The organism is Bacillus sp. FJAT-42376, assembly GCF_003816055.1.
In the GTDB taxonomy this organism is placed as follows: Bacteria; Bacillota; Bacilli; order Bacillales; family Bacillaceae; genus Metabacillus_B.
Window position 1 is genome coordinate 2,340,881 of record NZ_CP033906.1, and the last position, 25,816, is coordinate 2,366,696.

The 25,816-nt window shown below is 45.2% G+C and carries 22 protein-coding genes; all 22 read left to right on the forward strand.

Going from position 1 to position 25,816, the window contains the following annotated elements; translation table 11 throughout:
• Positions 1–10 precede the first annotated feature (10 nt).
• The 22 genes from rseP (at position 11) to dapA (ending at position 25,796) form a co-directional block, all read left to right on the forward strand.
• On the forward strand, positions 11–1,270 hold the full coding sequence (gene rseP / locus CEF21_RS11785; RefSeq protein ID WP_123916574.1) for an RIP metalloprotease RseP: 1,260 nt from the start codon (positions 11–13) through the stop codon (positions 1,268–1,270).
• Between the two features lie 35 nt (positions 1,271–1,305).
• Positions 1,306–3,006, forward strand: a complete 1,701-nt coding sequence (locus CEF21_RS11790; protein ID WP_123916576.1) for a proline--tRNA ligase — start codon at positions 1,306–1,308, stop codon at positions 3,004–3,006.
• Between the two features lie 93 nt (positions 3,007–3,099).
• Positions 3,100–7,416, forward strand: a complete 4,317-nt coding sequence (locus CEF21_RS11795) for a PolC-type DNA polymerase III (protein ID WP_123916578.1) — start codon at positions 3,100–3,102, stop codon at positions 7,414–7,416.
• A gap of 488 nt (positions 7,417–7,904) precedes the next feature.
• A complete protein-coding gene (rimP, locus tag CEF21_RS11800) occupies positions 7,905–8,381 on the forward strand; it encodes a ribosome maturation factor RimP (RefSeq protein ID WP_123916580.1) in 477 nt (158 codons plus the stop codon).
• Positions 8,382–8,463: 82 nt separating this feature from the next.
• A complete protein-coding gene (gene nusA / locus CEF21_RS11805; protein ID WP_123916582.1) occupies positions 8,464–9,576 on the forward strand; it encodes a transcription termination factor NusA in 1,113 nt (370 codons plus the stop codon).
• A gap of 12 nt (positions 9,577–9,588) precedes the next feature.
• Positions 9,589–9,864, forward strand: coding sequence for an RNase P modulator RnpM (gene rnpM, locus CEF21_RS11810; protein ID WP_123916584.1), 276 nt, complete (start codon positions 9,589–9,591; stop codon positions 9,862–9,864).
• The gene (locus CEF21_RS11815) at positions 9,861–10,163 is read left to right on the forward strand and encodes a YlxQ family RNA-binding protein (RefSeq protein ID WP_123916586.1); all 303 of its coding nucleotides are present in this window, start codon (positions 9,861–9,863) and stop codon (positions 10,161–10,163) included. The genes rnpM and CEF21_RS11815 overlap by 4 nt, the downstream gene beginning before the upstream one ends.
• A 19-nt stretch (positions 10,164–10,182) precedes the next feature.
• Positions 10,183–12,411, forward strand: a complete 2,229-nt coding sequence (gene infB / locus CEF21_RS11820) for a translation initiation factor IF-2 (protein ID WP_123916588.1) — start codon at positions 10,183–10,185, stop codon at positions 12,409–12,411.
• Complete coding sequence (locus CEF21_RS11825; protein WP_123916590.1) at positions 12,408–12,686, forward strand: DUF503 domain-containing protein; 279 nt, start codon at positions 12,408–12,410, stop codon at positions 12,684–12,686. The genes infB and CEF21_RS11825 overlap by 4 nt, the downstream gene beginning before the upstream one ends.
• 15 nt (positions 12,687–12,701) lie before the next feature.
• Complete coding sequence (gene rbfA / locus CEF21_RS11830) at positions 12,702–13,055, forward strand: 30S ribosome-binding factor RbfA (protein ID WP_123916592.1); 354 nt, start codon at positions 12,702–12,704, stop codon at positions 13,053–13,055.
• 133 nt (positions 13,056–13,188) lie between these two features.
• Entirely contained in the window at positions 13,189–14,097 is a 909-nt protein-coding gene (gene truB, locus CEF21_RS11835) for a tRNA pseudouridine(55) synthase TruB (RefSeq protein ID WP_123916594.1), read from the forward strand.
• 53 nt (positions 14,098–14,150) lie between these two features.
• Positions 14,151–15,095: a bifunctional riboflavin kinase/FAD synthetase gene (ribF, locus tag CEF21_RS11840; protein WP_123916596.1), complete on the forward strand. Its 945-nt coding sequence runs from the start codon at positions 14,151–14,153 to the stop codon at positions 15,093–15,095.
• Between the two features lie 125 nt (positions 15,096–15,220).
• On the forward strand, positions 15,221–15,490 hold the full coding sequence (rpsO, locus tag CEF21_RS11845; RefSeq protein WP_035411804.1) for a 30S ribosomal protein S15: 270 nt from the start codon (positions 15,221–15,223) through the stop codon (positions 15,488–15,490).
• Positions 15,491–15,755: 265 nt separating this feature from the next.
• Positions 15,756–17,867, forward strand: a complete 2,112-nt coding sequence (gene pnp, locus CEF21_RS11850; RefSeq protein WP_123916598.1) for a polyribonucleotide nucleotidyltransferase — start codon at positions 15,756–15,758, stop codon at positions 17,865–17,867.
• A 121-nt stretch (positions 17,868–17,988) separates the two neighbouring features.
• Positions 17,989–18,954: a polysaccharide deacetylase family protein gene (locus tag CEF21_RS11855; protein ID WP_123916600.1), complete on the forward strand. Its 966-nt coding sequence runs from the start codon at positions 17,989–17,991 to the stop codon at positions 18,952–18,954.
• A 30-nt stretch (positions 18,955–18,984) separates the two neighbouring features.
• Positions 18,985–20,226, forward strand: coding sequence for a M16 family metallopeptidase (locus tag CEF21_RS11860; protein ID WP_123916602.1), 1,242 nt, complete (start codon positions 18,985–18,987; stop codon positions 20,224–20,226).
• A 76-nt stretch (positions 20,227–20,302) separates the two neighbouring features.
• Positions 20,303–20,569 carry a YlmC/YmxH family sporulation protein gene (locus CEF21_RS11865; RefSeq protein WP_123916604.1) on the forward strand — a complete coding sequence of 89 codons (267 nt, stop codon included), beginning with the start codon at positions 20,303–20,305 and terminating at the stop codon, positions 20,567–20,569.
• A gap of 348 nt (positions 20,570–20,917) precedes the next feature.
• Positions 20,918–21,820, forward strand: a complete 903-nt coding sequence (gene dpaA, locus CEF21_RS11870) for a dipicolinic acid synthetase subunit A (protein WP_123916606.1) — start codon at positions 20,918–20,920, stop codon at positions 21,818–21,820.
• Positions 21,817–22,416 carry a dipicolinate synthase subunit B gene (gene dpaB, locus CEF21_RS11875; RefSeq protein ID WP_123916608.1) on the forward strand — a complete coding sequence of 200 codons (600 nt, stop codon included), beginning with the start codon at positions 21,817–21,819 and terminating at the stop codon, positions 22,414–22,416. Before dpaA ends, dpaB begins: the two co-directional genes overlap by 4 nt.
• 127 nt (positions 22,417–22,543) lie before the next feature.
• Positions 22,544–23,587 carry an aspartate-semialdehyde dehydrogenase gene (asd, locus tag CEF21_RS11880; RefSeq protein ID WP_123916610.1) on the forward strand — a complete coding sequence of 348 codons (1,044 nt, stop codon included), beginning with the start codon at positions 22,544–22,546 and terminating at the stop codon, positions 23,585–23,587.
• A gap of 86 nt (positions 23,588–23,673) precedes the next feature.
• Positions 23,674–24,888, forward strand: coding sequence for an aspartate kinase (gene dapG / locus CEF21_RS11885; RefSeq protein WP_123916612.1), 1,215 nt, complete (start codon positions 23,674–23,676; stop codon positions 24,886–24,888).
• A gap of 26 nt (positions 24,889–24,914) precedes the next feature.
• A complete protein-coding gene (gene dapA / locus CEF21_RS11890) occupies positions 24,915–25,796 on the forward strand; it encodes a 4-hydroxy-tetrahydrodipicolinate synthase (protein WP_123916614.1) in 882 nt (293 codons plus the stop codon).
• Positions 25,797–25,816 lie beyond the last annotated feature (20 nt).

Genomic DNA, 25,816 nt, shown 5'->3' on the forward strand with positions numbered 1-25,816 from the left:
TGGTATGCAGGTGAATACGGTCATTGCGTTTATTCTGATTTTTGGAGCTCTTGTCTTTTTCCATGAACTGGGCCACTTGGTTTTTGCCAAGCGGGCAGGTATTCTATGCCGGGAGTTTGCAATCGGATTTGGACCAAAGATTTTTTCTTATAAAAAGAATGAAACAGTCTATACGATACGTTTGCTTCCGATCGGGGGCTACGTCAGGATGGCAGGGGAAGACCCTGAAATGGTCGAGGTGAAGCCGGGCCATCATATCGGACTGCTGTTTAACGCGCAAGGTGAAGCGGAGAAAATCATTCTTAACAACAAAGAAAAATTTCCAAAAGCGAGAATCATTGAAGTCGAGCAGGCTGATTTGGAAAAAGCCATGTTCATTACAGGATACGAACAAGGAGAAGAAGACCGCCTTCAGCGCTTTACGGTTGCGAAAAAGTCTTACTTTGTCGCAGATGGACAGGAAAGCCAGATTGCCCCTTACGACCGCCAGTTCGGTTCGAAAACGCTTGGGCAAAGGACAGCTGCCATTATTGCCGGTCCTCTAATGAATTTTGTGCTCGCCTTTATTGTGCTCTTTGCACTTGGACTGATTCAGGGTTCTCCTATGGATAAGCCTATATTCGGAGAGCTGACGAAAGATGGAGCCGCCATTGAATCAGGCATCAAAGAAGGCGATGTCATTAAAACCATTAACGGCAAATCTGTGTCGACTTGGAATGACGTGACGAAAATCATCAGCAGCAGTCCGGATAAAGAACTTGCTTTCGCCATTGAGAGAGACGGAAAACCCAGGACCATCAAAGTTGTTCCCAAAGCTGAAAAAGCAGGAGATCAGACAATTGGACGTGTTGGGTCCTATGCTCCGATGGAAAAGGGCTTTTTAACATCGATTGAAAACGCAGGCTCACAGACTGTGTTTTATACGAAAGAGATTCTCGTAAGCCTTGGAAAACTGGTTACAGGGCAGTTCTCCATCGATATGCTCTCAGGCCCGGTAGGAATCTATGATGTGACAGGCCAGGTTGCCCAATCCGGATTTGCGAATCTTTTAAGGTGGACTGCGCTGCTGAGCATCAACCTTGGGATCATGAATCTTTTGCCGATTCCCGCACTGGATGGCGGCCGTCTCATGTTCTTTTTAGTAGAAGCAGTAAGAGGAAAGCCGATTGACCGGCAAAAAGAAGGCGTCGTTCATTTTATCGGGTTTGCCCTGCTGATGCTTCTAATGCTAGTAGTTACTTGGAATGACATACAAAAATTCTTTTTATAAAAAATAGCCGATCTATTAAAACGGGGTGCACATAGATGAAACAAAGTTTGACGTTTATTCCTACATTACGGGAAGTTCCAGCTGATGCTGATATAAAAAGCCATCAGCTCCTTCTCAGAGCCGGATACATCCGCCAGAATACGAGCGGGATCTACAGTTATCTTCCGCTTGCCCAGAAGGTCCTGCAGAATATTCAAAACATTGTACGAGATGAAATGAACAAAGCGGGAGCATCTGAACTGCTAATGCCTGCGATGCAACAATCTGAACTTTGGCAGGAGTCAGGAAGATGGTATTCCTACGGGCCTGAGCTGATGAGGCTAAAGGACAGGCACGGCAGGGAGTTCGCGCTTGGAGCGACTCACGAAGAAGTGATAACAAGTCTTGTAAGAGATGAAGTAAAATCCTACAAGAGACTGCCGCTTGCCCTTTACCAAATCCAGTCAAAGTTCCGGGATGAAAAGCGGCCCAGATTCGGGATATTAAGAGGCCGGGAATTCATCATGAAAGATGCTTATTCTTTCCATTCCTCTTTCGAAAGCCTGGATGAAATGTACGATAAAATGTACACGGCCTACAGCAATATCTTCGAGCGCTGCGGGCTAAACTTCCGCGCCGTAATCGCCGATTCAGGTGCAATGGGCGGAAAAGATACACATGAGTTCATGGTTCTTTCAGAAGTCGGAGAAGATACCATTGCCTATTCTGATCAATCAAGCTATGCTGCGAATGTGGAAATGGCACCTGTCGTTTCCGAGTACAGCCGTCCGGATGAAACATGCGGGGAAATGACTAAAAAAGAAACTCCTTCCCAGCGGACAATTGAGGAAGTGGCTGAATTTTTCAATGTGAGCAAGGAAAAATGCCTTAAATCCCTTCTGTTTAAAGTGGATGACCGGTTTGTTCTCGTCCTTTCAAGAGGAGACCATGAAATTAATGATATTAAAGTGAAGAATTTATTTGATGCAAGATCCGTTGAACTGGCAAGTCCTGAAGAAATAAAAGAGGCGATGGGATGTCCTGCAGGATTCGTCGGCCCGATCAAGGTGTCAGATGAAATTGAAATCGTGGCCGATACAGCTGTAAAAGCCATGGTAAACGGGATCTGCGGTGCGAATGAAGAAGGATACCATTTTACTTCGGTCGATGCCGAGCGGGATCTGCAGGTTAGTCAGTATGCAGACCTCCGTTTTATTCAGGAAGGAGACGCATCTCCTGATGGGAAGGGAACCATCCAATTTGCCCGCGGTATTGAAGTCGGCCATATATTCAAGCTGGGAACACGCTATTCAGTGGATATGAATGCTAATTACCTCGATGAAAATGGACGATCCCAGCCGATGATCATGGGATGCTATGGTATTGGGGTCTCCCGTACACTGGCAGCGATCGTGGAGCAATTCCATGATGAAAACGGCATTGTCTGGCCTGAACAGGTTGCTCCATTTGACCTGCATGTCATTCCGGCTAATGTAAAATCGGATGCGCAAGTAGCTTTGGCGGAAAAAGTATACGAGGAGCTTGGACAATCGTATAACATTCTGTTTGATGACCGTGCAGAGCGGGCCGGAGTTAAATTTGCAGATTCCGATTTGATCGGACTTCCGATCCGCATCACTTCTGGAAAGCGTGCTGAGGAAAGCATTCTGGAAGTAAAAGTGCGGAAAACCGGTGAAAAGTTCGATGTTCCTGTGAATGATCTGGCAGAAACCATCCGCCGGATTCTAGGAAAATAATTGATAATGGACTTAACTAAATGAAAAGTAAAGAGGGTTTGGCTGCTCGTGCGGTCAGACCCTTCCATTTTGATAAGGAAGGAGCGAACCGGCTTGACAGAAAAACAAACTGAACAGCGTAAAAGATTTCAGCTGCTCCTTCAGCAGCTGCAGCTGACAGATGATCAAATTGTTCCTTATTTTCAGAATGCTTCCATTGGAAAGCTGACCGTCCATAAAATGCAAAAACGGTGGCATTTTGAATTTGAAATATCCTCCATTCTTCCATATGAAGTGTTTCAGCTATTCCAATCCAGTCTTTCAAAGGCTTTTTCTCATATTGCCTCCGTCAGTTTTTCGATAAAAGCCGCTAACCAGGAAACGAGTGAGGCTCTCCTGCAGGCATACTGGATGTCGAGCCTTCAGGAAATAGAGGGCATATCACCGCCTGTTCTAGCGCTCTTATCTGAACAGCTTCCTAAGCTTTTCGGCACTAAGCTGACGATTAGTACGCGCAACGATACAGAAGCTGCGACTATTAAGCGGAAATACGGATCCCTTATACAGGAAAGTCTTCAATCCTTTGGCTTCCCGCTCTTTCAGATCGATACCGAGGTAACGTTCTCTGAAGCCGATCTGAAAAAATTCAATGAACAAAAGCTTCAGGAAGATCAAGAACGGGCTCTGGCTGCCTTAACTGAAATGCAGAAGAAAGAAGCAGAGGATCAGGCAGGCGATATTCCATCCGGACCGATTGTCATCGGGTATCAGATTAAAGATGATGAGGAAGTTGTCCCGATGGAATCGATCGTAGATGAAGAACGCCGGACAACCATCCAGGGGTTTGTATTCGACGCAGAAACAAAAGAACTGAGAAGCGGCAGAACCCTTGCGACAATAAAAATTACGGATTACACCAGTTCGATGCTTGTTAAAATGTTCGCACGGGATAAAGAAGATGCCGCTCTTTTGAATGCAATCAAAAAGGGCATGTGGGTTAAGGCAAGGGGCAGCGTTCAAAACGATACGTTCGTCCGCGATCTTGTCATGATTGCCAACGACATCAACGAGGTAAAGCCTAAGCTTAGACAGGATACCGCTCCTGAAGGGGAAAAGCGGGTAGAACTGCATCTTCATTCTCCCATGAGCCAGATGGACGCGGTAACTTCTTTCAGCCGTTTAGCAGAACAGGCGGCCAAATGGGGACATAAAGCCATCGCCATAACGGATCATGCTGTTGCCCAGTCTTTCCCGGAGGCTTATTCAGCTGGGAAAAAACATGGTCTGAAAGTCTTGTTCGGAATTGAAGCCAATCTCGTTGATGATGGGGTGCCGATCGCCTACAACGATGCTCACCGTTCGCTTGAGGACTCTGTATTTGTTGTGTTTGACGTGGAAACAACGGGATTATCGGCTGTATATGATACAGTCATTGAGCTTGCAGCAGTCAAGATCAAAGGCGGGGAAATCATTGACCGGTTTGAACGGTTTGCCAACCCTCATCATCCTCTTTCTGCAACGACCATTGATTTGACAGGAATCACAGATGATATGGTCAAAAACGCACCGGAAGTCAAAGACGTTATGCAGGAATTTAAAGAGTGGATTGGGGACGATATTCTCGTTGCCCATAATGCAAGCTTTGATATGGGGTTTTTGAATGCTGGTTATACGAGGCTGCTGAATGAAGAGAAGGCTGCCAATCCTGTCATTGATACACTCGAGCTCGGGCGCTTTTTATATCCTGATCTTAAAAGCCACAGGCTGAACACGCTTTGCAAAAAGTTCGATATTGAGCTGACCCAGCATCACAGAGCCATCTATGACGCGGAAGCAACAGGATACCTTCTCCTGAAAATGCTGAAGGACGCAGCAGAAAAAGGAATCCATTTTCATGATGAATTAAACAACAATATGGGACAGGGCAATGCATTTCAGCGGTCGCGGCCATTCCATGCCACGATTCTTGCGAAAGATGAAATTGGACTGAAAAATCTTTTCAAGCTCGTCTCGTTATCCCATATCCAATATTTCTACCGTGTTCCCCGTATCCCGAGATCGGTTCTGCAAAAGCACCGTGAAGGTCTGATTATTGGCTCAGGGTGCGATAAGGGCGAGGTCTTTGAAGGGATGATGCAAAAATCGCCGGAAGAAGTGGAAGAGACGGCGAAGTTCTATGATTACCTGGAAATCCAGCCGCCTGAAGTGTATCAGCATCTAATTGATCTGGAATACGTGCGGGACAAAGAGGCGCTTTGTGAGATCATCACCAATATAGCCGATCTTGGAGACAAACTCGGGAAACCTGTCGCTGCTACGGGAAATGTCCACTATATGAATCCGGAAGACAAAATCTACCGGAAGATCCTGGTCAGTTCACAAGGCGGAGCAAACCCCCTTAACCGTCATGAACACCCGAATGTCCATTTCAGGACAACGAATGAAATGCTTGACTGTTTCTCATTTTTGGGAGAAGAGCGGGCTAAAAAGATCGTCGTTGAAAACTCAAACGCCGTTGCCGATATGATTGGAGATGTTAAGCCGATCAAAGACGATTTGTTCACGCCGAAAATCGAAGGCGCTGATGAGGAAATCAGGCAGATGAGCTATGAGATGGCTGAGAGCATTTATGGAACACCGCTTCCTGAGATCGTGGAAGCGCGTCTTGAGAAGGAATTAAAAAGCATCATCGGCCACGGTTTTGCCGTCATTTATCTCATATCACATAAGCTTGTGAAAAAATCACTGGATGACGGCTACCTTGTCGGATCGCGTGGGTCAGTAGGCTCTTCGCTTGTAGCGACGATGACGGAAATTACAGAGGTAAATCCGCTTCCCCCTCATTACGTGTGCCCAGAGTGCAAGCATTCGGAATTCTTCAATGATGGAACGGTAGGGTCCGGGTTTGACCTTCCGGATAAAGACTGCGTGAATTGCGGTACATCTTATAAAAAAGATGGCCACGACATCCCGTTTGAAACATTTCTTGGGTTTAAAGGCGATAAAGTCCCGGATATTGATTTGAACTTCTCAGGAGAATATCAGCCAAGAGCCCACAATTATACGAAAGTTTTGTTTGGAGAAGACAACGTATTCCGCGCCGGAACCATCGGTACAGTGGCTGAAAAAACGGCCTATGGCTATGTAAAAGGGTATGCGGGGGATCATAATTTGAATTTCAGGGGAGCTGAAATCGACCGGCTAGTTCAGGGCTGTACGGGTGTAAAACGGACTACAGGCCAGCATCCGGGGGGAATCATTGTTGTTCCTGACTATATGGACATCTTTGATTTCTCGCCCATCCAGTTTCCGGCCGATGCAGCGGGATCAGAATGGAAAACAACTCATTTTGATTTCCATTCCATCCATGACAATCTGCTGAAACTCGATATACTCGGACATGATGATCCAACCGTCATAAGGATGCTGCAGGACTTGAGCGGTATCGATCCAAAGACAATTCCTACAGATGATCCGGAGGTCATGAAAATCTTCAGCGGCACTTCTTCGTTAGGAGTAACAGAAGAAGAGATTATGTGTAAAACCGGAACGCTCGGCATCCCGGAATTCGGAACAAAATTTGTCCGGCAAATGCTCGAAGACACGAAGCCTACAACTTTTTCTGAATTAGTCCAGATTTCAGGACTATCCCACGGTACAGATGTATGGCTCGGAAATGCCCAGGAATTGATTCACAACAATATTTGCAACCTGAGTGAGGTCATTGGATGCCGGGATGACATTATGGTATATCTGATTTATCAGGGGCTTGAACCATCTTTCGCTTTCAAAATCATGGAGTCTGTCCGTAAAGGGAAGGGACTGACACCGGAAATGGAAGAGGAAATGAAGAAGAACAATGTGCCGAAATGGTATATTGAATCCTGCCTGAAGATCAAATATATGTTCCCGAAAGCCCATGCTGCCGCTTATGTACTCATGGCTGTAAGGATCGCGTATTTCAAAGTCCATCATGCTCTTCTTTACTATGCAGCCTATTTCACCGTCAGAGCAGATGATTTTGATGTGGATGCGATGGCGAAAGGGACGGCTGCAATCAAAGCGAAACTTGAAGAAATCAGTTCAAAAGGCCTTGAGGCAAGCCCGAAAGAGAAAAATCTGATGACGGTGCTTGAACTGTGCCTGGAAATGTGTGCAAGGGGCTATGCATTCCAAAAGGTAGATTTGTATAAATCCAAGGCGAGCGAATTCGTTATTGAAGGAGATACGCTGATTCCCCCTTTCAACGCAATTCCCGGCCTCGGCACGAATGCGGCCCTTAATATTGTAAAAGCGCGGGAAGAAGGCGAATTTTTATCTAAAGAAGATCTTCAGCAAAGAGGGCGGGTTTCCAAAACCATCATTGAATATTTGGACAGCCACGGATGCCTTGAAGCGCTTCCGGATCAAAATCAGCTCTCCCTGTTCTAAAAAGACAGGACAGGCATTCTTCCTTCATTTGCAATAAAATTCTGGTTATGGTATATTTTTATTGGAAATACTGCAATAGCAGAGGCAAAGAGAGTGGGGCAACCCACTCTTTCGTTTTGGGTAAGGGACCTTTTAGACGGAATATCGGCTTCTGGGCCGCTGTTTTCTATTCATTCCTGCCGCAGTATGCGTATTTACTTTAAGGCTGACAGACTTCATTCCCTGCTGCAACGGCAGGGTTTTTCTGCCAGCCGCTGAATCTGCCGGATCTTTGCAGAATGAGCATCCTTCTGCAAGTACTGTCCGTTCATTCGCATCATTCCGCGGAAGATCCCATTGCAAAAACGGATTCCGCTTTCTTGCGTTAAGGAATATTTTTAGCCGATAGGTGCTGAAGCATTCCGATCCGGCATGGGCAGCACTGTTTAAGGCGCTTGTGCTTTTGTTCCGTTATGGTGAACTTTCCTGGAAATATGAGGAGGAAGAGAATGAGTAAAAAAGTAACAGATACAGTCAGCGAACTAGCCGTTCCAATCCTAGATGAACTGGAATTGGAATTAGTCGAAGTTGAGTACGTAAAAGAAGGGAAAAACTGGTTCCTTCGCGTATTTATTGATTCAGACAAAGGTGTTGATATTGAAGAGTGCGGGATGGTAAGCGAGCGCTTAGGGGAAAAATTGGATGCCATTGATCCAATCACCCACAATTATTTTCTTGAAGTCTCCTCCCCCGGTGCAGAACGCCCTTTGAAAAAAGAGGCTGATTTCCATAAGGCTGTAGGAAAAAATGTAAATGTTAAAACATATGAACCCATTGATGGGGAAAAGGTTTTTGAAGGCATTCTGCAATCGTTCGACGGCGAGTCTGTAACGGTGTTAATTACCGTGAAAACAAGAAAAAAAGAGATTGTTATCCCATACGCCAAGGTGGCCAGTGCGAGATTGGCCGTATCCTTCAATTTTTAAATGCACCTTGTTAACTACTGATAGCCGAGTAGCCGAACCGCTTTAAGCCGGCCGGTGATGATTAAAGGGGGAAATTAGAAAAATGAGCAGTGAACTTTTAGATGCGCTGACCATACTCGAGAGAGAAAAAGGAATCAGCAAAGAAATTATTATTGAAGCAATCGAAGCTGCCTTAATCTCTGCTTATAAGCGGAATTTTAACCAGGCACAAAATGTCCGGGTTGATTTAAACCGCGAAACGGGAACGATGAGAGTTTTTGCCCGTAAAGATGTAGTGGACCAAGTCTTTGATGCCCGCCTGGAAATTTCGGAAAGCGAAGCTCAGGCCATTCATCCGAACTACATAGTGGGCGATATTGTTGAGATGGAAGTGACTCCGAAAGATTTCGGAAGAATTGCCGCTCAGACTGCGAAACAAGTGGTTACCCAGAGAGTGAGAGAAGCTGAACGGGGCGTTATTTATTCTGAGTTTATTGACAGAGAAGAAGATATCATGACCGGGATTGTCCAGCGCATTGATTCAAAATTCATCTATGTCAGCCTTGGTAAAATTGAAGCATTGCTTCCTGTCAATGAGCAGATGCCTAATGAGCAGTATAAACCTCACGACCGGATTAAAGTGTTTATCACAAAAGTTGAAAAAACGACAAAAGGGCCGCAGATTTTTGTTTCCCGTACACATCCAGGTCTTTTAAAGCGCCTGTTTGAAATCGAAGTTCCCGAAATCTACGATGGAACGGTTGAAATCAAATCGGTGGCCCGTGAAGCGGGGGACCGTTCTAAAATTTCTGTCCACTCCGATAATCCGGAAGTAGATCCTGTAGGTTCCTGTGTAGGCCCGAAAGGCCAGCGCGTTCAAGCAATCGTAAATGAACTGAAAGGCGAGAAAATTGATATTGTCCGCTGGTCCAATGATCCGGTTGAATTTGTTGCCAACGCACTCAGCCCATCCAAAGTGGTAGAGGTAAAAGTGAACGAGGAAGACAAAGCAACAACGGTTATTGTGCCGGATTACCAGCTTTCACTTGCTATCGGGAAACGCGGTCAGAATGCAAGACTCGCTGCTAAACTTACAAACTGGAAAATCGACATCAAAAGCGAAACGGATGCTTCAAAGCTTGGATTGCTGAGTGAAGCCCAGGGTGAATCAGAAGAGGCTGATTACGAGTCTCCAGAAGATTTTCAAGACGAGTAAGAGGTGAACCGGATGAACTCAGGAAGAAAAATTCCTTTGCGCAAATGCGTCGCTACCGGTGAAATGAAACCGAAAAAGGATATGGTACGTGTCGTCCGTTCTTCCGAAGGGGAAGTGTCGGTAGATCCGACGGGCCGAAAGAACGGCCGCGGCGCCTATATAACGCTGGATAAGGAGTCTATTTTACTGGCCAAGAAAAAGAATATCCTATCCAATCAGCTCAAAACAAAAGTAGAGGATACCGTCTATGATGAATTGATCCAGCTTGCAGAAAGCAGACAATCATGAACCATCAAAAATGGAAGTCCCTGCTTGGACTGGCCAATCGGGCACGCAAAGTCATTTCCGGTGAAGAACTGGTCATTAAAGAGGTTCGTCAAAACCGGGCTAAATTGGTTCTGCTCTCTAAAGATGCATCCGACAATACAAAGAAAAAAGTAACGGACAAGTGCCGTTCATACAACACTCCAGTCGTGCATGTTGAAAGCCGTTATGAGCTCGGGCATGCAATCGGCAAGGATGCAAGAGTAGTCGCAGCTGTCACTGAACAGGGTTTTGCTGCGAAACTGAAAGACTTGCTCGATTAAATTTCATGGGGGTGAACAAATGTCAAAAGTGAGAGTATATGAATATGCAAAGCAGCACAATGTATCAAGCAAAGATGTCATTTCAGCGTTGAAAGACATCAATGTAGAAGTTTCCAACCACATGGCGATGATCGAAGATGCACATGTAGGGAAACTTAATCAGAAATTTGCTTCAAACAGCAAGCCAAAAACTCAAGGATCGGCACCTAAATCAGCCGGGAAGGGGAATGAAGCCATTAATTCTCAATCAAACGGCGATCAGTCTGCCTCAGCGAAAAAAACATCAACCAATAATCAAAGCCGTCCTTCTTCCGATCAACGGAAAAACACCCAGCAGCGCCCAGGGGATAAAAAGGGACCGCAGAGCGGAAGGAATAACAGCATGAACCAAAACAATAACAGAAGAAATAACAGCAGCAGCCAGAAAAAAGGCCAAAACCGAAACAATAATCAGCGTCCGCACACACCTCAGGCAGAAAAACCTAAAAAAGAGCTGCCGAGCAAAATTACATTTACAGGTTCTTTGACTGTCGGAGAGCTTGCTCAAAAGCTTCATAAGGAACCTTCTGAAATCATTAAAAAACTTCTTATGCTTGGCGTAATGGCTACCATTAACCAGGATCTGGATAAAGATACAATTGAACTTATTGCAGGGGAATACGGAGTAGAAGTGGAAGAGGAAATCCTTTTTGATGTGACGGAATTTGAAGGCTACGATCAGGCTGATAATGAAGAAGATCATCAAGTCCGCCCGCCGGTTGTAACAATTATGGGCCACGTCGACCACGGGAAAACGACATTGCTTGATTCCATCCGCAATACGAAAGTGACAGAAGGCGAAGCCGGAGGGATTACCCAACATATCGGTGCCTACCAAATTGAGTCAAACGGGAAGAAAATTACGTTCCTTGATACTCCTGGACACGCAGCGTTTACGACAATGCGTGCGCGCGGAGCTCAAGTCACAGATATTACGATCCTTGTTGTTGCAGCTGATGACGGTGTAATGCCGCAGACGGTTGAAGCAATCAACCACGCTAAAGCAGCAGATGTGCCGATCATTGTAGCTGTGAACAAAATGGATAAGCCAAGTGCAAATCCTGACCGTGTGATGCAGGAACTAACGGAGCATGCTCTTGTTCCTGAAGCATGGGGCGGCGAAACCATTTTCGTTCCTGTATCCGCTCTTAAAGGGGAAGGAATCGATGAGCTGCTTGAAATGATTCTCCTTGTCAGTGAAGTAGAAGAACTGAAAGCGAACCCTAAACTGCGCGCAACCGGAACCGTAATCGAAGCGCAGCTCGATAAAGGCCGCGGTTCAGTCGCTACTCTTCTTGTTCAAAATGGATCTTTGAAAGTTGGAGACCCTATCGTTGTGGGGAACACATATGGACGTGTCCGTGCAATGGTCAACGACGTTGGCCGCCGTGTGAAAGAAGTCGGCCCGTCCGCTCCTGTTGAAATTACCGGTTTGAACGAAGTACCGCAAGCGGGAGATCAGTTTATGGTGTTCGCCGATGAGAAAAAAGCCCGTCAGGTTGGGGAAGCGCGTTCTCAAAAGCAGCAGGTTGAACAGCGCAGCGAGAAGTCCAAACTGAGCCTTGATGATTTGTTTGAACAAATTAAGCAAGGTGATGTAAAGGATATTAACCTAATCGTAAAAGCCGATGTTCAAGGTTCTGTTGAAGCTCTTGCTTCCGCCCTTCAGAAAATAGAAGTAGAAGGCGTAAAAGTGAAAATCATCCATACCGGAGTTGGAGCGATTACCGAATATGACATTATGCTTGCTTCCGCTTCAAACGGTATCGTGATCGGTTTCAATGTCCGTCCGGATACAAATGCTAAGAGAGCGGCTGATGCGGAGAAAGTTGATATCCGTCTTCACCGCATCATCTATAAAGTTATTGAAGAAATTGAGTCAGCGATGAAAGGAATGCTTGATCCTGAATTCGAAGAAAAAATCATCGGACAGGTTGAAGTGCGCCAGACATTTAAAGTTTCCAAAATCGGCACCATTGCCGGCGGCTACGTAACAGACGGAAAAATCACCCGTGAGAGCGGCATGCGTCTGATCCGTGAAGGTATCGTCATTTTTGAAGGCGAAGTCGATGTTCTGAAACGCTTCAAGGATGATGTGAAAGAAGTGGCTCAAGGATATGAGTGCGGTATTACAATAAAAGGATACAATGATATTAAAGAAGGCGACGTTATCGAAGCCTACGTTATGCAGGAAATCGAGCGCAAGTGATCGGGTATGTCCACTGCGAATGGATCATCTATGACTCCTTCTCCCTTAAGGACAAACGATCGGTAATGAAAAGAATTTTGACCCGGGTTAAGCAGCAGTACAACGCAGCTGTTTCCGAACTGGATTATCAGGATTCATGGCAAAGAGCCAAGATTGGCATTGTGTCCATTTCTTCTGATAAAACCCATACGGAAAAAGAGCTGAACCGGGTCCTTGCGTTTATCGACTCCTTTCCGGAAATAGAAAGAACTGTAACCGTTTTTGAATGGTTATAAGGATGGAGTGATTGGATGAGCATTAGATCAACACGTGTCGGTGAGCAGATGAAAAAAGAATTAAGCGACATCATCGGCCGCAAAATTAAAGACCCAAGAATTGGGTTTGTTACCGTAACAGATGTCCGGGTTTCCGGGGATCTGCAGATTGCAACGGTTTATATTTCGGTGCTTGGAGATCAGGAACAGCGCGAAAACACGCTGAAAGGCCTTGCGAAAGCAAAAGGCTTTATCCGCTCTGAAATCGGACAGCGTATCCGTCTGAGAAAAACGCCTGAAATTCAGTTTGAATTTGATGAATCCATTGATTATGGGAATCGAATTGAAACATTAATCCACGAAATCAATTCTTCCGATAAAGAAGATTGACCGGAAAAGGATGGCCTGTGCGGAATTTTTTCTTCTCTTTACGGATAGAGGCATTTAATGTGCTTCTGTCCCCAGAAAAGGAATTCCGCTTCAAGGCTGTCCTTTTTTTATGATCATGAAAGAAGGTGCAAATATGGATGGCGTATTGCTCGTCAACAAACCGGCAGGAATGACATCGCATGACTGCGTGTTTAAAGTAAGAAAACTTTTTAAAACAAGAAAGGTTGGCCATACCGGCACCCTTGACCCGGATGTAACGGGTGTTCTGCCGATCTGCCTTGGCAGGGCAACGAAAATCGTTGAATATTTAACGGCGTCGAGCAAGACGTACGAGGCAGAAGTTACGCTTGGATTTTCCACTACGACAGAAGACGCATCAGGGGAAGTGGTCGAAAAAGCCAAGGTTATCAGCAAACCCGAAGAAAAAACTATAGATGAAATTCTTGCTTCATTCGAAGGAGTCATCGAACAGACCCCTCCTATGTATTCGGCTGTTAAAATCAACGGGAAAAAGCTTTACGAATATGCCAGAAAAGGGATTGAAATCGAACGTCCTTCTAGAGAAATTAAGATTCACTCGATGGAGAGGATTTCTGAAATTGAGATGCGGGGAGAAGAGGCTGCATTTAAGTTCAGAGTCAACTGTTCCAAAGGAACCTATGTAAGGACGCTTGCTGTGATGATCGGGGAAAAGCTTGGAATCCCTGCCCATATGTCCCATCTTGTGCGAACTTCATCGGGCAGCTTTTCACTTGAAAATTGTCTATCCTTTGAAGAGATTGAACAGAAGCTTGCGGAGGACTCCCTTCAATTGATTACGATTGCAGAGGCGCTCAATCATTTGCCGAAATGGGAGATAAATGATACATTAGCAGAGAAAGTGAAAAACGGTGCGGTTCTGCCCGTTCCGGAGGAATTCCAGGAGCTGGGCCTGGACGCAAGAGTTGCTGTTTACAATGAACAGGGTGAATGTTTGGCTATTTATCAAAAGCATCCGGCCAAACCATCGTTTAAGCCATCAAAAGTTCTTTCTATGGACTAATTCATTTGCAAGCCGGAATCTTTTCCGGCTTAGAAGAAAAGGTGAAGGATTTCGTGCAAACGTTCAAGATCTCGCATCCCCATCAATTAAACCAGACACAGTTCAATGAAATGGTTGTTGCTCTTGGCTATTTCGACGGAGTACATAAAGGGCATCAGGCAGTGATTGAAACTGCCCGCGAACAGGCACAGGAGAAAGAGCTGAAGTGGGGAGTCATGACCTTCCATCCCCATCCTTCCGTGGTTCTCAGGAAACAGCAGGTTCCCGAGGCAATTACACCTTTGGATGATAAGGTGGACATGATTTCAAGTCTTGGTGCAGATTACTTGTTTATTATAGAGTTCTCAGAAGCATTTTCTGCCCTCGAGCCGCAGGAATTTATAGATCAGTACATCATCGGACTGAACGTCAAGCATGTCGTCGCAGGCTTTGATTTCAGCTACGGCAAGCTTGGAAAGGGTACAATGGAGTCCCTGCCCTTTCATTCGAGAGGCCAGTTTGAGCAGACGACGGTTCCGAAGCTTAAGGATTTTGACAGAAAAATCAGCTCCACCCTTATCCGGGAAGTCATCAGAAATGGAAATGTGGAGTATGCTTCAAAGCTGCTTGGCCGCGCATACAGCGGAAAAGGAACGGTGATTCACGGGGAGAAACGGGGGAGAACCATTGGTTTTCCAACCGCCAACATCGAGCTCAATGAAGGGTATATCACACCGCCGACAGGTGTATATGCGGTGGCCGTAAAAATAAAGGACCGTATGTATAAAGGGGTATGCAATATCGGCTACAAACCCACTTTTCATCAGGAGAAAGCTTTAAAGCCGAGTGTTGAAGTTCATATTTTTGACTTTCATCATGAAATCTATGGTGAAAACACGGAAATATACTGGTATAAGCGAATTAGAAGCGAGCAGAAATTCAATTCTATTGATGAACTGATCTCACAAATTGCAAAAGATAAGCAGGCGGCCGAAGAATATTTCCATGAGCACTCATAATCGCTTGCTTTTTAATCAAAATAGTAGTATTCTTATGCTTGTAACTTTAAAACCATTGCTTGGCAAGTCGAGTCACCGACGCTTGCTCAGTAATTGGGGATTATAGAAATTAGGAGGTGAACAGGATGGCTATCACTCAAGAACGTAAAAACGATCTGATCAATGAGTACAGAACTCATGATACGGATACTGGATCTCCAGAGGTCCAAATCGCTATCCTTACAGAACAGATTAATACTTTGAACGACCACTTGCGCACGCACAAAAAAGACCACCACTCACGTCGCGGTCTATTGAAAATGGTAGGTAAACGCCGTAACTTGCTTACTTACCTGCGTAATAAAGATGTAACTCGCTACCGCGAGTTAATCACAAAACTGGGATTGCGTCGTTAATTCCAAAAAAGCGGGAGCATTCCCGCTTTTTTAATGCAATGAACAAAAGCGGAAGAGCTCTGATCAGGTCCTCCAGGATCTATGCGGGCATGCAGGGTCAAGCAGCTTATGACCCTCAGCCGGCAGTGCTGAACGGCCTTCCGATTCTTTTTCAATACAGCTATTTACATATAGGCATATCATTGATATGTTCATATTAATTAGTCCATAATAAATCATGTATCTTTCATACATATGAAGAGTTTAGAGAGGAGCACACGCATTTATGGGTCAAGATAAGCATGTCTTTTCCATTGACTGGGCAGGCAGAACGTTAACTGTTGAAGCCGGCCAGCTAGCAAAACAAGCAAACGGTGCAGTTCTCATCCGCTATGGCGATACCGCCGTTTTAAGTACAGCAACAGCTTCAAAAGAACCGAAAGCGGTTGATTTCTTCCCGCTGACTGTCAACTATGAAGAGCGTTTATATGCAGTAGGAAAGATTCCCGGAGGATTTATTAAACGTGAAGGCAGACCTAGTGAAAAAGCCATTTTGGCAAGCCGCCTGATTGACCGTCCAATCCGCCCGCTTTTCGCTGATGGATTCAGAAATGATGTACAAGTTATCAGCATCGTGATGAGTGTAGACCAGAACTGTTCTTCAGAGATGGCAGCAATGTTCGGCTCTTCTTTAGCCCTGACTATTTCGGATATTCCATTTGAAGGTCCGATTGCAGGTGTTACGGTCGGAAGAATCGGAAACGATTTTATTGTCAATCCAACCGTTGAACAAATGGAGAAAAGCGATATCAACCTTGTAGTAGCCGGAACAAAAGATGCAATCAACATGGTTGAAGCCGGAGCTGATGAGGTGCCGGAAGAAGTGATGCTTGAAGCCATCATGTTCGGACATGAGGAAATTAAACGTCTGATTGCATTCCAGGAAGAAATCGCTTCCCAGATTGCGAAACAAAAAATCGAAATTAAACTTTTCTCGCTTGATGAGGAAATTGAGAAAAACATCCGCGCAGCTGCAGAAGCTGATCTCATTGAAGCCATTCAGGTTCAAGAGAAGCATGCACGCGAAGATGCGATCCAGGCTGTGAAAAAGCGTGTCATTGAAAGCTATGAAGAGCAGGAAGCTGACGAGACCACGCTTAAACAGGTAAAAGAAATTCTGTCTAAAATGGTAAAAGGTGAAGTTCGCCGATTAATAACCGAAGAAAAAATCCGTCCTGATGGAAGAAAACCGGATGAGATCCGCCCTCTTTCTTCAAGTATCGGACTATTGTCCAGAACTCATGGTTCCGGCCTCTTTACACGCGGACAAACCCAGGCTCTGAGTATTTGTACATTAGGGGCGCTTGGAGATGTTCAAATTCTTGATGGATTGGGAATTGAAGAATCCAAGCGGTTTATGCACCATTATAATTTCCCGTCCTTCTCGGTAGGTGAAACAGGGCCGCTAAGAGGACCTGGACGCCGTGAAATTGGACATGGTGCTTTGGGTGAGCGTGCTCTTGAGCCAGTCATTCCAAACGAGAAAGATTTCCCATACACTGTTCGTCTTGTATCAGAAGTGCTTGAATCCAACGGATCCACGTCCCAGGCAAGCATATGTGCAAGTACGCTTGCGATGATGGATGCGGGTGTGCCGATTAAAGCTCCTGTAGCAGGAATTGCGATGGGACTTGTCAAATCCGGAGAGCATTACTCTGTTCTGACGGATATTCAAGGAATGGAAGACCACCTTGGAGATATGGACTTTAAAGTAGCCGGTACATCAAAAGGTGTAACAGCGCTTCAAATGGACATTAAGATCGAAGGACTTTCCCGCGAGATTCTTGAAGAAGCCCTTCTTCAGGCTAAAAAAGGACGTATGGAAATTCTTGATTCCATGCTTGCGACAATCAGCGAGCCTAAAAAAGAACTGTCTCCATATGCGCCTAAAATTCTCATGATGTCCATCAATCCGGATAAAATCCGCGACGTTATTGGACCAAGCGGAAAACAAATCAACAAAATCATTGAAGAGACTGGCGTAAAAATTGACATTGAACAAGATGGTACGGTCTTTATTTCATCTGTAGACGAGGCAATGAATCAAAAAGCGAAGAGCATTATTGAGGATCTTGTCCGTGAAGTTGAAGTTGGGCAAATGTACCTTGGTAAGGTAAAGCGTATTGAGAAATTCGGTGCTTTCGTTGAAATATTCAGTGGAAAAGACGGCCTGGTTCATATTTCCGAACTTGCTGAAGAGCGAATCGGCAAAGTAGAAGACGTGGTTTCCATTGGAGATGAGATTTTGGTCAAGGTCACTGAAATTGACAAGCAGGGCCGTGTCAATCTTTCACGAAAAGCTGTCCTCAAAGAGCAAAAAGAGGAACAAAATTCGTAAACCAAAGAAGCCAGGCTCCCCTGGCTTCTTTGTCTTTTTACAGATTATTAAAAGCTGAATGTGTCCGGTGTTCTACCTTGTCCCCTTTTTACATAGTTTGATACAAAAGGGGGAAAGGTAAATGCGCGGAATCAGAATGAAATTTGCTGTTACAATTTTGCTCATGATCATCACAGCCGGGGTGATGCAAAATTCTTATATATCCACATATGTCGCAGGGCTGAAAACTACTGAAATGGAAGTTTCCAAGCCGGTTGGAGTTGTGTGTGGAGAAATCCGGGAAAAGTCCATTGAACTTAACATTCCAGCAAAAGATGCAGAAGTACATACCATTTGGAAAGCGACTCCAGGCTATAACGGCCGGGTAGTGGACATTGCCGCTTCATGTAAAAAAATGAATGAAATCGGCATGTATAAAAAAGAACTTCTCGTATTTAAAGAAGTGACTCCAAGAGTCCATCTTTCTGACCTGCCCGCTGCTCCTATCTACAGAGGAAACCCGGCTAAACCGATGGTTTCTCTCCTCATCAATGTAGCATGGGGGAATGAATACATTCCGGGAATGCTGGATTCGCTTGAAAAAAACCATGTTAAAGCGACCTTTTTCCTTGAAGGAAGATGGGCGAAAGAAAATCCGAAGCTGGCAAAAATGATTGCAGAAGCCGGGCATGAAATCGGGAATCATTCTTACACCCATCCCGACATGAAACGTCTGTCTGCAGAGAGTGCAAACGTACAGATGGCACAAACAAATAAGGTCATTAAAGCGGTGACGGACCGTAATCCGGTTTGGTTTGGCCCTCCAAGCGGAAGCTTTAAAGATGAAACGGTTCAAATCGCCTCGGAATTGGGCATGAAAACCGTTTTATGGAGTGTAGATACAATTGATTGGCAAAATCCTGCACCAGAGCAGCTGATCCACAGGGTCATAACCAAAGTTCATCCCGGGGCCATGATTTTAATGCATCCGACAAAATCAACAGCCGAGAGTCTCGATCAGCTGATAGCGGAGATAAAGAAGAAGAATTTATCACTTGGAACAGTAACAGACTTAATGGATGAAAAAAGATTGGAAGAGCCGCAATGATCAGCCAGGTGCAGATAGGAGGAACTCACATTGATTAAACGATATACATGCCAGAATGGAGTACGAATCGTTCTTGAAAATATTCCAACCGTTCGTTCTGTCGCTCTAGGAGTTTGGATTGGCACGGGTTCCAGAAGCGAAACGCCTGAAATTAACGGTGTATCACACTTTTTGGAGCACATGTTTTTTAAAGGGACGGAAAGCCGTTCAGCAAGGGAAATAGCAGAGGCATTTGACAGCATCGGCGGACAGGTAAATGCTTTTACATCAAAAGAATACACCTGCTATTACGCCAAGGTCCTGGATGAACATGCCGGTATGGCACTGGACATTCTGTCAGATATGTTTTTCCATTCCGCATTTGATGAAGAAGAGCTGAAAAAAGAAAAGAATGTTGTGTATGAAGAAATTAAAATGTATGAAGATACGCCGGACGACCTTGTTCATGATCTTTTGAGCAAAGCCGCCTATGGAAGCCATCCGCTTGGCTACCCAATTCTTGGAACAGAGCAAACGCTCTCCTCCTTTAACGGAGATTCGCTGAGAGAATATATGTCCCGTTTTTACATACCCGAAAATGTTGTGATTTCGGTTGCGGGAAATATTTCGGAAACATTTATTGCGGAAATTGAAAAGAAATTCGGTTCGTATGAATCTTCTTATAAACCTGAAGTATTCGAGAAACCCGCTTTCTTAAATCAAAAGCTTTCCCGTAAGAAGGAAACGGAACAGGCTCATCTTTGCCTTGGATACGAGGGACTGGAAATCGGTCATGAAGACGTCTACAGTTTAATTGTGATGAACAATGTTCTGGGAGGGAGCATGAGCAGCCGTCTGTTCCAGGATGTACGTGAACAAAAAGGCCTTGCCTATTCTGTATTCTCCTATCATTCTTCCTATGCAGATAACGGGATGCTCACCATTTACGGAGGGACAGGAAGCAGCCAGCTCGATGTTCTGTACGATACCGTTCAGGAAACGCTAAATAAACTGAAAGCCGATGGAATAACCTCAAAAGAATTGCTGAACAGCAAGGAGCAAATCAAAGGCAACCTTATGCTGAGCCTTGAAAGCACGAACAGCCGGATGAGCCGCAATGGCAAAAACGAGCTGCTTCTTGGAAGACACCGTTCATTGGATGAAATCATTGAAAAGGTGAACGAAGTGACAGAAGAAAGCGTAAACAGGCTGACACTTGAGATCTTCAATCGTCCATATTCTCTTTCTTTAATCAGTCCTGAAGGTGAGCTGCCAGCTACTCTCCGTAAATAAAATTCCAAAATGTCTGCAAATGCTGCAGGCATTTTTTTTTATCATAGGCATTATACTTAATTAAGGAGTGATGGCTATGCGGCTGAGCGATATGAGCGGGAAAGAAATTGTGGATGTGAAAAGAGCGGAACGGCTTGGCATTCTTGGCCAGACCGATCTGGAAATTAACGAACAAACCGGACAGATTACAGCTCTCGTTATTCCGTCCCAAAAATGGTTTGGCATGCGCAAGCAGGGAGCGGAAGTAAGAGTCCCGTGGCAGCATATCAGAAAAATAGGGAATGACATGATCATCCTGGATGTACCAGATGAGATTGCCCAGTTAAATGCCCCAAGCGAATGACATAGTCTTCGCTTTTTTTTGTGCCCTTCTTTTTTTCACCGTTTCAAATAGCCGTTTTTTCTTGCAGCTCTGTTAACGCGGCTGTTGACTGCATCGTTTATCCGTAAGGCGGGCGGTGAGCCGGCTATGGGGTCTCACGCCTTCCGCTCCAATAAACAGGAGCTAAAAAACACCATCATACTTTAACACAGCTTTTCTTATAAAAGTTAGCATTCACCCGGCACCTTCTCTTCTCATATAATGTGAGCGAAAGTCCTATCAGCGAATATTTTACATTGGGCGGAACAGGATGCAAACATGCAGCAAGAAATACATTCCAGAACGAGATGAAGAAGGTGACAAAACCTTATGTTAACCGGCTTAAATATTGCTGTCATCGGCGGAGATGCAAGACAGCTTGAAGTCATAAGAAAACTGACAGAACTCGAGGCAAAAATCTGGATGGCTGGGTTTGATCAGCTTGATCATGGTTTTGCGGGTGCAGCAAAGGCAAAGATGGATGAGATTGATTTTTCGGTTATCGATGCGATCATTCTTCCTGTACCAGGAACGTCACTGAACGGTACGATTGATACCGTTTTTTCGAACGAAGAAATTGTCATCAGCAAAGAATGGCTAAGCAAGACACCTGCACATACGGTTATTTATTCAGGAATCAGCAACGCCTATTTAGACAATGTCCTTCACTCGGCCGGCAGAAAGCATGTACAGCTGCTTGATCGGGATGATGTGGCCATTTATAATTCCATTCCTACAGTAGAAGGAACGATTATGATGGTCATTCAAAATACGGATTTCACGATTCACGGATCGAATGTGGCCGTACTTGGACTGGGCAGAGTCGGTATGAGTGTTGCCCGGACCTTTGCGGGACTGGGTGCAAAAGTTAAGGTCGGGGCAAGAAAATCAGCTCATATCGCCCGTATTGAAGAAATGGGGCTTCAGTCTTTTCACCTCGATCACATTGTGAAGGAAGCGTCAGGCTCCGACATTTGCATCAACACCATTCCGCATATGATTTTAACTCCAGAAGTTCTATCTGAATTGCCTCCTCATGCACTCGTCATAGATTTAGCATCCAAACCGGGAGGAACGGATTTCAAATTTGCAGAAAAGCGCGGGATTAAAGCGATGCTTGCTCCGGGTCTGCCCGGAATCGTCGCTCCGAAAACGGCCGGGCAGATCCTTGCGAATGTCTTAACCCAGCTTCTAAGCGAACAGATCAAAGAACGAAAGGAGTCCTCAACATGAGTCTAAAAGGCAAAACGATCGGTTTCGGTTTAACCGGCTCACATTGCACATATGATGCTGTTTTTCCTGAAATCCAAAAATTAGTCAGTCTCGGAGCGAACGTCCTTCCGGTGATCACCAGTACAGTCAGGTCTACCGTGACAAGATTCGGAGACGGGGAGGAATGGGTGAAACGGATTGAGGAGGCGACTGGAAACGAAGCCATTGATTCGATTGTGAAAGCAGAACCCCTTGGCCCGAAAATCCCGCTTGACTGCATGGTCATTGCCCCGCTGACCGGCAATACAATGAGCAAGCTCGCCAATGCGATGACAGAATCTCCTGTTTTAATGGCAGCGAAAGCAACAATGAGGAACAACAAGCCGGTGCTTCTCGGAATTTCGACCAATGATGCATTGGGCTTGAATGGAGTAAATCTGATGAAGCTCATGGATGCGAAAAACGTTTTCTTTATTCCGTTCGGGCAGGATCATCCAGAGAAAAAGCCCAATTCGATGGTCGCGAGGATGACGATGCTTATTCCCTCGCTCGAAGCTGCTCTGGACCATAAACAAATTCAGCCGGTTATCGTCGAACGATTCAGAGATGATGAGTAAAAATTAACTTCAGCAGACAGATAAAAAAATCGTTCATGCGAACATCATTGTGTTAGAATATTATCTAACATCAATTGTACATGTATCGTAATTAGTTGATGAATGGATTGCGGAAGGGGTTATGGCAATGAGCTCAAATGGATATCGTGTTGCAGTTACGGGCGCAACAGGTGCCGTAGGCCAGCAGATGCTGAAAACGCTGGAGGAAAGAAATTTCCCTATATCTGAGTTAAAATTACTCTCGTCTGAACGTTCAGCGGGAAAAACCATTACGTTTAAAGGAAAAACCTATACAGTCGAAGCAGCTAAACCTGAAAGCTTTGAAAACATTCAAATCGCCCTCTTCAGTGCGGGAGGCAGCGTTTCAAAGGAATTAGCTCCAGAAGCTGTAAAAAGAGGAGCTATTGTCGTAGATAATACAAGTGCGTACCGGATGGATCCGGACGTTCCTCTAGTAGTTCCGGAAGTAAATGAAGAGAGTTTAAAAGAGCATAAAGGCATTATTGCCAATCCAAACTGCTCCACCATTCAGATGGTTGCAGCGCTTGAGCCGATCCGTAAAGCCTATGGATTAAAAAAGGTCATCGTTTCTACTTATCAAGCTGTTTCAGGTGCAGGTGCGGCGGCGATTAATGAATTGAATGACCAGACACGCGCTATTTTGGACGGAAAGGAGTTTACTCCATCCGTTCTGCCGGTTAAAGGCGATCAAAAGCACTATCAAATCGCCTACAATGCCATTCCGCAAATTGATAAATTTCAGGATAATGGCTATACATTTGAAGAAATGAAAATGATTAATGAGACCAAAAAAATTATGAATATGCCTGAGCTTTCAGTTGCAGCGACCTGTGTAAGGCTCCCGGTTGTAACCGGGCATTCAGAGTCTGTTTATATTGAAATCGGCAGCGATGATGTGACAGTGCAGGATCTTCACAGCCTTCTTCGCGAAGCGCCGGGGGTTACCCTTGAGGACAATCCGGCTGAACAGGTGTATCCAATGCCGGCAAACTGTGTGGGGAAAAACGATGTATTTGTAGGAAGAGTCCGGAAAGATCTGGATCAGAACAATGGTTTTCACTTATGGATTGTATCTGATAACCTGCTCAAAGGAGCAGCATGGAACTCCGTGCAGATTGCAGAAAGTCTGATTAAGCTGAAACTTGTTTAATGGATAAGGAAGAGAGCTGGGCAGCTGTCCCTGCTCTCTTCTCATGTTTCAGGCAGGGAATACGAACAGTTGGGGAGTAGGAAGCGATGAAAATATTGGTTCAGAAGTTCGGAGGCACCTCTGTAAAAGATCAGGAGGGCCGTGAACAGGCTTATAGACATATCAGTCATGCCCTTGAACAGGGCTATAAGGTTGTAGCAGTCGTATCGGCAATGGGAAGGAGCGGCGATCCATATGCAACGGATACACTCCTGAGTCTATTGTACGGAGAAACGGAAGACATTACAGGCAGGGAACATGATTTGCTCCTTTCATGCGGGGAAACCATTTCATCTGTTGTTTTTTCGAGCATGCTCAAAAAGAAAGGCGTAAACGCGTCTGCTCTGACAGGGGCACAGGCAGGGTTTATGACAAATCACGATCATACCAACGCGAAGATTCTGGAGATGAACTGTTCCAGACTGAAAGAATTACTTGAAGTTTCTGATGTAGCGGTTGTCGCCGGATTCCAGGGCGCTGCACCGAACGGGGACATCACGACGCTCGGAAGAGGAGGCAGCGACACCTCTGCTGCAGCTCTCGGAGCAGCATTGAATGCAGAGTATATTGATATTTTTACAGATGTAGAAGGAGTAATGACAGCTGACCCGCGAATTGTTGAAAGTGCGAGGCCATTAATGAACGTTACCTATACAGAGATCTGCAATCTTGCCTATCAGGGCGCCAAAGTCATTCATCCGCGGGCAGTGGAAATAGCGATGCAGGCAAAAGTGCCGATCCGCGTTCGTTCTACTTACTCGGATAATGAGGGAACCCTTGTAGCAGAACACAGCGCCGGCAAAATGGGCAGTGATGTAACGGAACAGCTCATAACCGGAATTGCCCACATGGCCAATGTCAGCCAAATAAAGGTTGCAGCAAAGCAAGGAGAATACCATACTCAAACAGATGTATTTAAGGCGATGGCCAAAAACAGCATCAGTGTAGACTTTTTTAATATTACGCCTAGTGAAGTGGTATACACGGTCCCTGGACCGGTCACCGCAAAAGCAGTTGAAATCCTTCAATCAATGGGGTATCATCCAACTGTAACAAAAAATTGCGCCAAAGTTTCGGTAGTAGGGGCCTCTATTATGGGAGTGCCGGGCGTAATGGCAACCATCGTATCATCCCTGTCGGAGCAGGGGATTCAAATTCTGCAGTCAGCCGACAGCCATACAACAATATGGGTACTAGTAAATGAAGAGAACATGAACAAAGCAGTCAACACGCTGCATGAAGCATTCGAGCTTTCCAAGTAATGACGTTTAAATGAAGGAGAATGGACATGGCACGTTTTGGAAGAGTATCAACGGCAATGGTCACCCCATTTGATCTTGCCGGCAATATAGATTTCAAAAAAACCGCTAAGCTGATTCAGTACTTAATTTCAAACGGTACAGAATCCATCGTAGTTGGCGGAACAACAGGGGAATCCCCAACTTTAACATCAGAAGAGAAAGCTGCTCTTTTTCAATATACAGTTAAAGAGGTTAACGGCAGAATACCTGTAATTGCAGGCACAGGAAGCAATGATACAAGAGCTTCGATTGAATTGACTAAAAAAGCTGAAGAAGCAGGCGCAGATGCAGTCATGCTTGTAACCCCGTATTATAATAAACCTTCACAGGAAGGAATCTTTCAGCATTATAAAGCCATCGCTGAAAGCACAAAGCTCCCAGTCATGATTTACAATGTTCCGGGAAGGACCGTTGTTAAAATGACAGCGGAAACCATCATTCGGTTAGCGGAAATCCCAAACATCACCGCCGTAAAAGATGCGAGTGGGGATTTAGAATTAATCTCTGAAGTAATTGAAAAAACAAGCAGTGAGTTTGATGTTTATTGCGGAGATGACAGTTTAACGCTTCCGGTTATGGCGATAGGCGGTACAGGTATTGTATCTGTTGCATCCCATGTAATCGGCAGCGAAATGCAAGAAATGATCCGCGCGTTTCTGCAGGGGGATATCAAACAGGCAGGCGACATTCACCGGAAGATCTTGCCGGTTATGAACGAAATGTTCGCAGCGCCCAGTCCTGCTCCCGTAAAAACAGCCCTGCAAATGGCGGGCATGGACGTAGGATCAGTCCGGCTGCCTCTGCTTCCTTTAACGGAATCGGAACGGAACAGTCTGCTTACCGTAATGAATTCACTTCACAGTTTATAATGAAATAAGCTGTCAAATAA

Bases quoted from the DNA above. Each gene is read 5' to 3' on its own strand.
- CEF21_RS11790 (WP_123916576.1), top strand. From the start codon at position 1,306: ATGAAACAAAGTTTGACGTTTATTCCTACATTACGGGAAGTTCCAGCT.
- rimP (WP_123916580.1), top strand. From the start codon at position 7,905: ATGAGTAAAAAAGTAACAGATACAGTCAGCGAACTAGCCGTTCCAATC.
- nusA (WP_123916582.1), top strand. From the start codon at position 8,464: ATGAGCAGTGAACTTTTAGATGCGCTGACCATACTCGAGAGAGAAAAA.
- rnpM (WP_123916584.1), top strand. From the start codon at position 9,589: ATGAACTCAGGAAGAAAAATTCCTTTGCGCAAATGCGTCGCTACCGGT.
- CEF21_RS11815 (WP_123916586.1), top strand. From the start codon at position 9,861: ATGAACCATCAAAAATGGAAGTCCCTGCTTGGACTGGCCAATCGGGCA.
- infB (WP_123916588.1), top strand. From the start codon at position 10,183: ATGTCAAAAGTGAGAGTATATGAATATGCAAAGCAGCACAATGTATCA.
- rbfA (WP_123916592.1), top strand. From the start codon at position 12,702: ATGAGCATTAGATCAACACGTGTCGGTGAGCAGATGAAAAAAGAATTA.
- truB (WP_123916594.1), top strand. From the start codon at position 13,189: ATGGATGGCGTATTGCTCGTCAACAAACCGGCAGGAATGACATCGCAT.
- rpsO (WP_035411804.1), top strand. From the start codon at position 15,221: ATGGCTATCACTCAAGAACGTAAAAACGATCTGATCAATGAGTACAGA.
- pnp (WP_123916598.1), top strand. From the start codon at position 15,756: ATGGGTCAAGATAAGCATGTCTTTTCCATTGACTGGGCAGGCAGAACG.
- CEF21_RS11855 (WP_123916600.1), top strand. From the start codon at position 17,989: ATGCGCGGAATCAGAATGAAATTTGCTGTTACAATTTTGCTCATGATC.
- CEF21_RS11865 (WP_123916604.1), top strand. From the start codon at position 20,303: ATGCGGCTGAGCGATATGAGCGGGAAAGAAATTGTGGATGTGAAAAGA.
- dpaA (WP_123916606.1), top strand. From the start codon at position 20,918: ATGTTAACCGGCTTAAATATTGCTGTCATCGGCGGAGATGCAAGACAG.
- dpaB (WP_123916608.1), top strand. From the start codon at position 21,817: ATGAGTCTAAAAGGCAAAACGATCGGTTTCGGTTTAACCGGCTCACAT.
- asd (WP_123916610.1), top strand. From the start codon at position 22,544: ATGAGCTCAAATGGATATCGTGTTGCAGTTACGGGCGCAACAGGTGCC.
- dapG (WP_123916612.1), top strand. From the start codon at position 23,674: ATGAAAATATTGGTTCAGAAGTTCGGAGGCACCTCTGTAAAAGATCAG.
- dapA (WP_123916614.1), top strand. From the start codon at position 24,915: ATGGCACGTTTTGGAAGAGTATCAACGGCAATGGTCACCCCATTTGAT.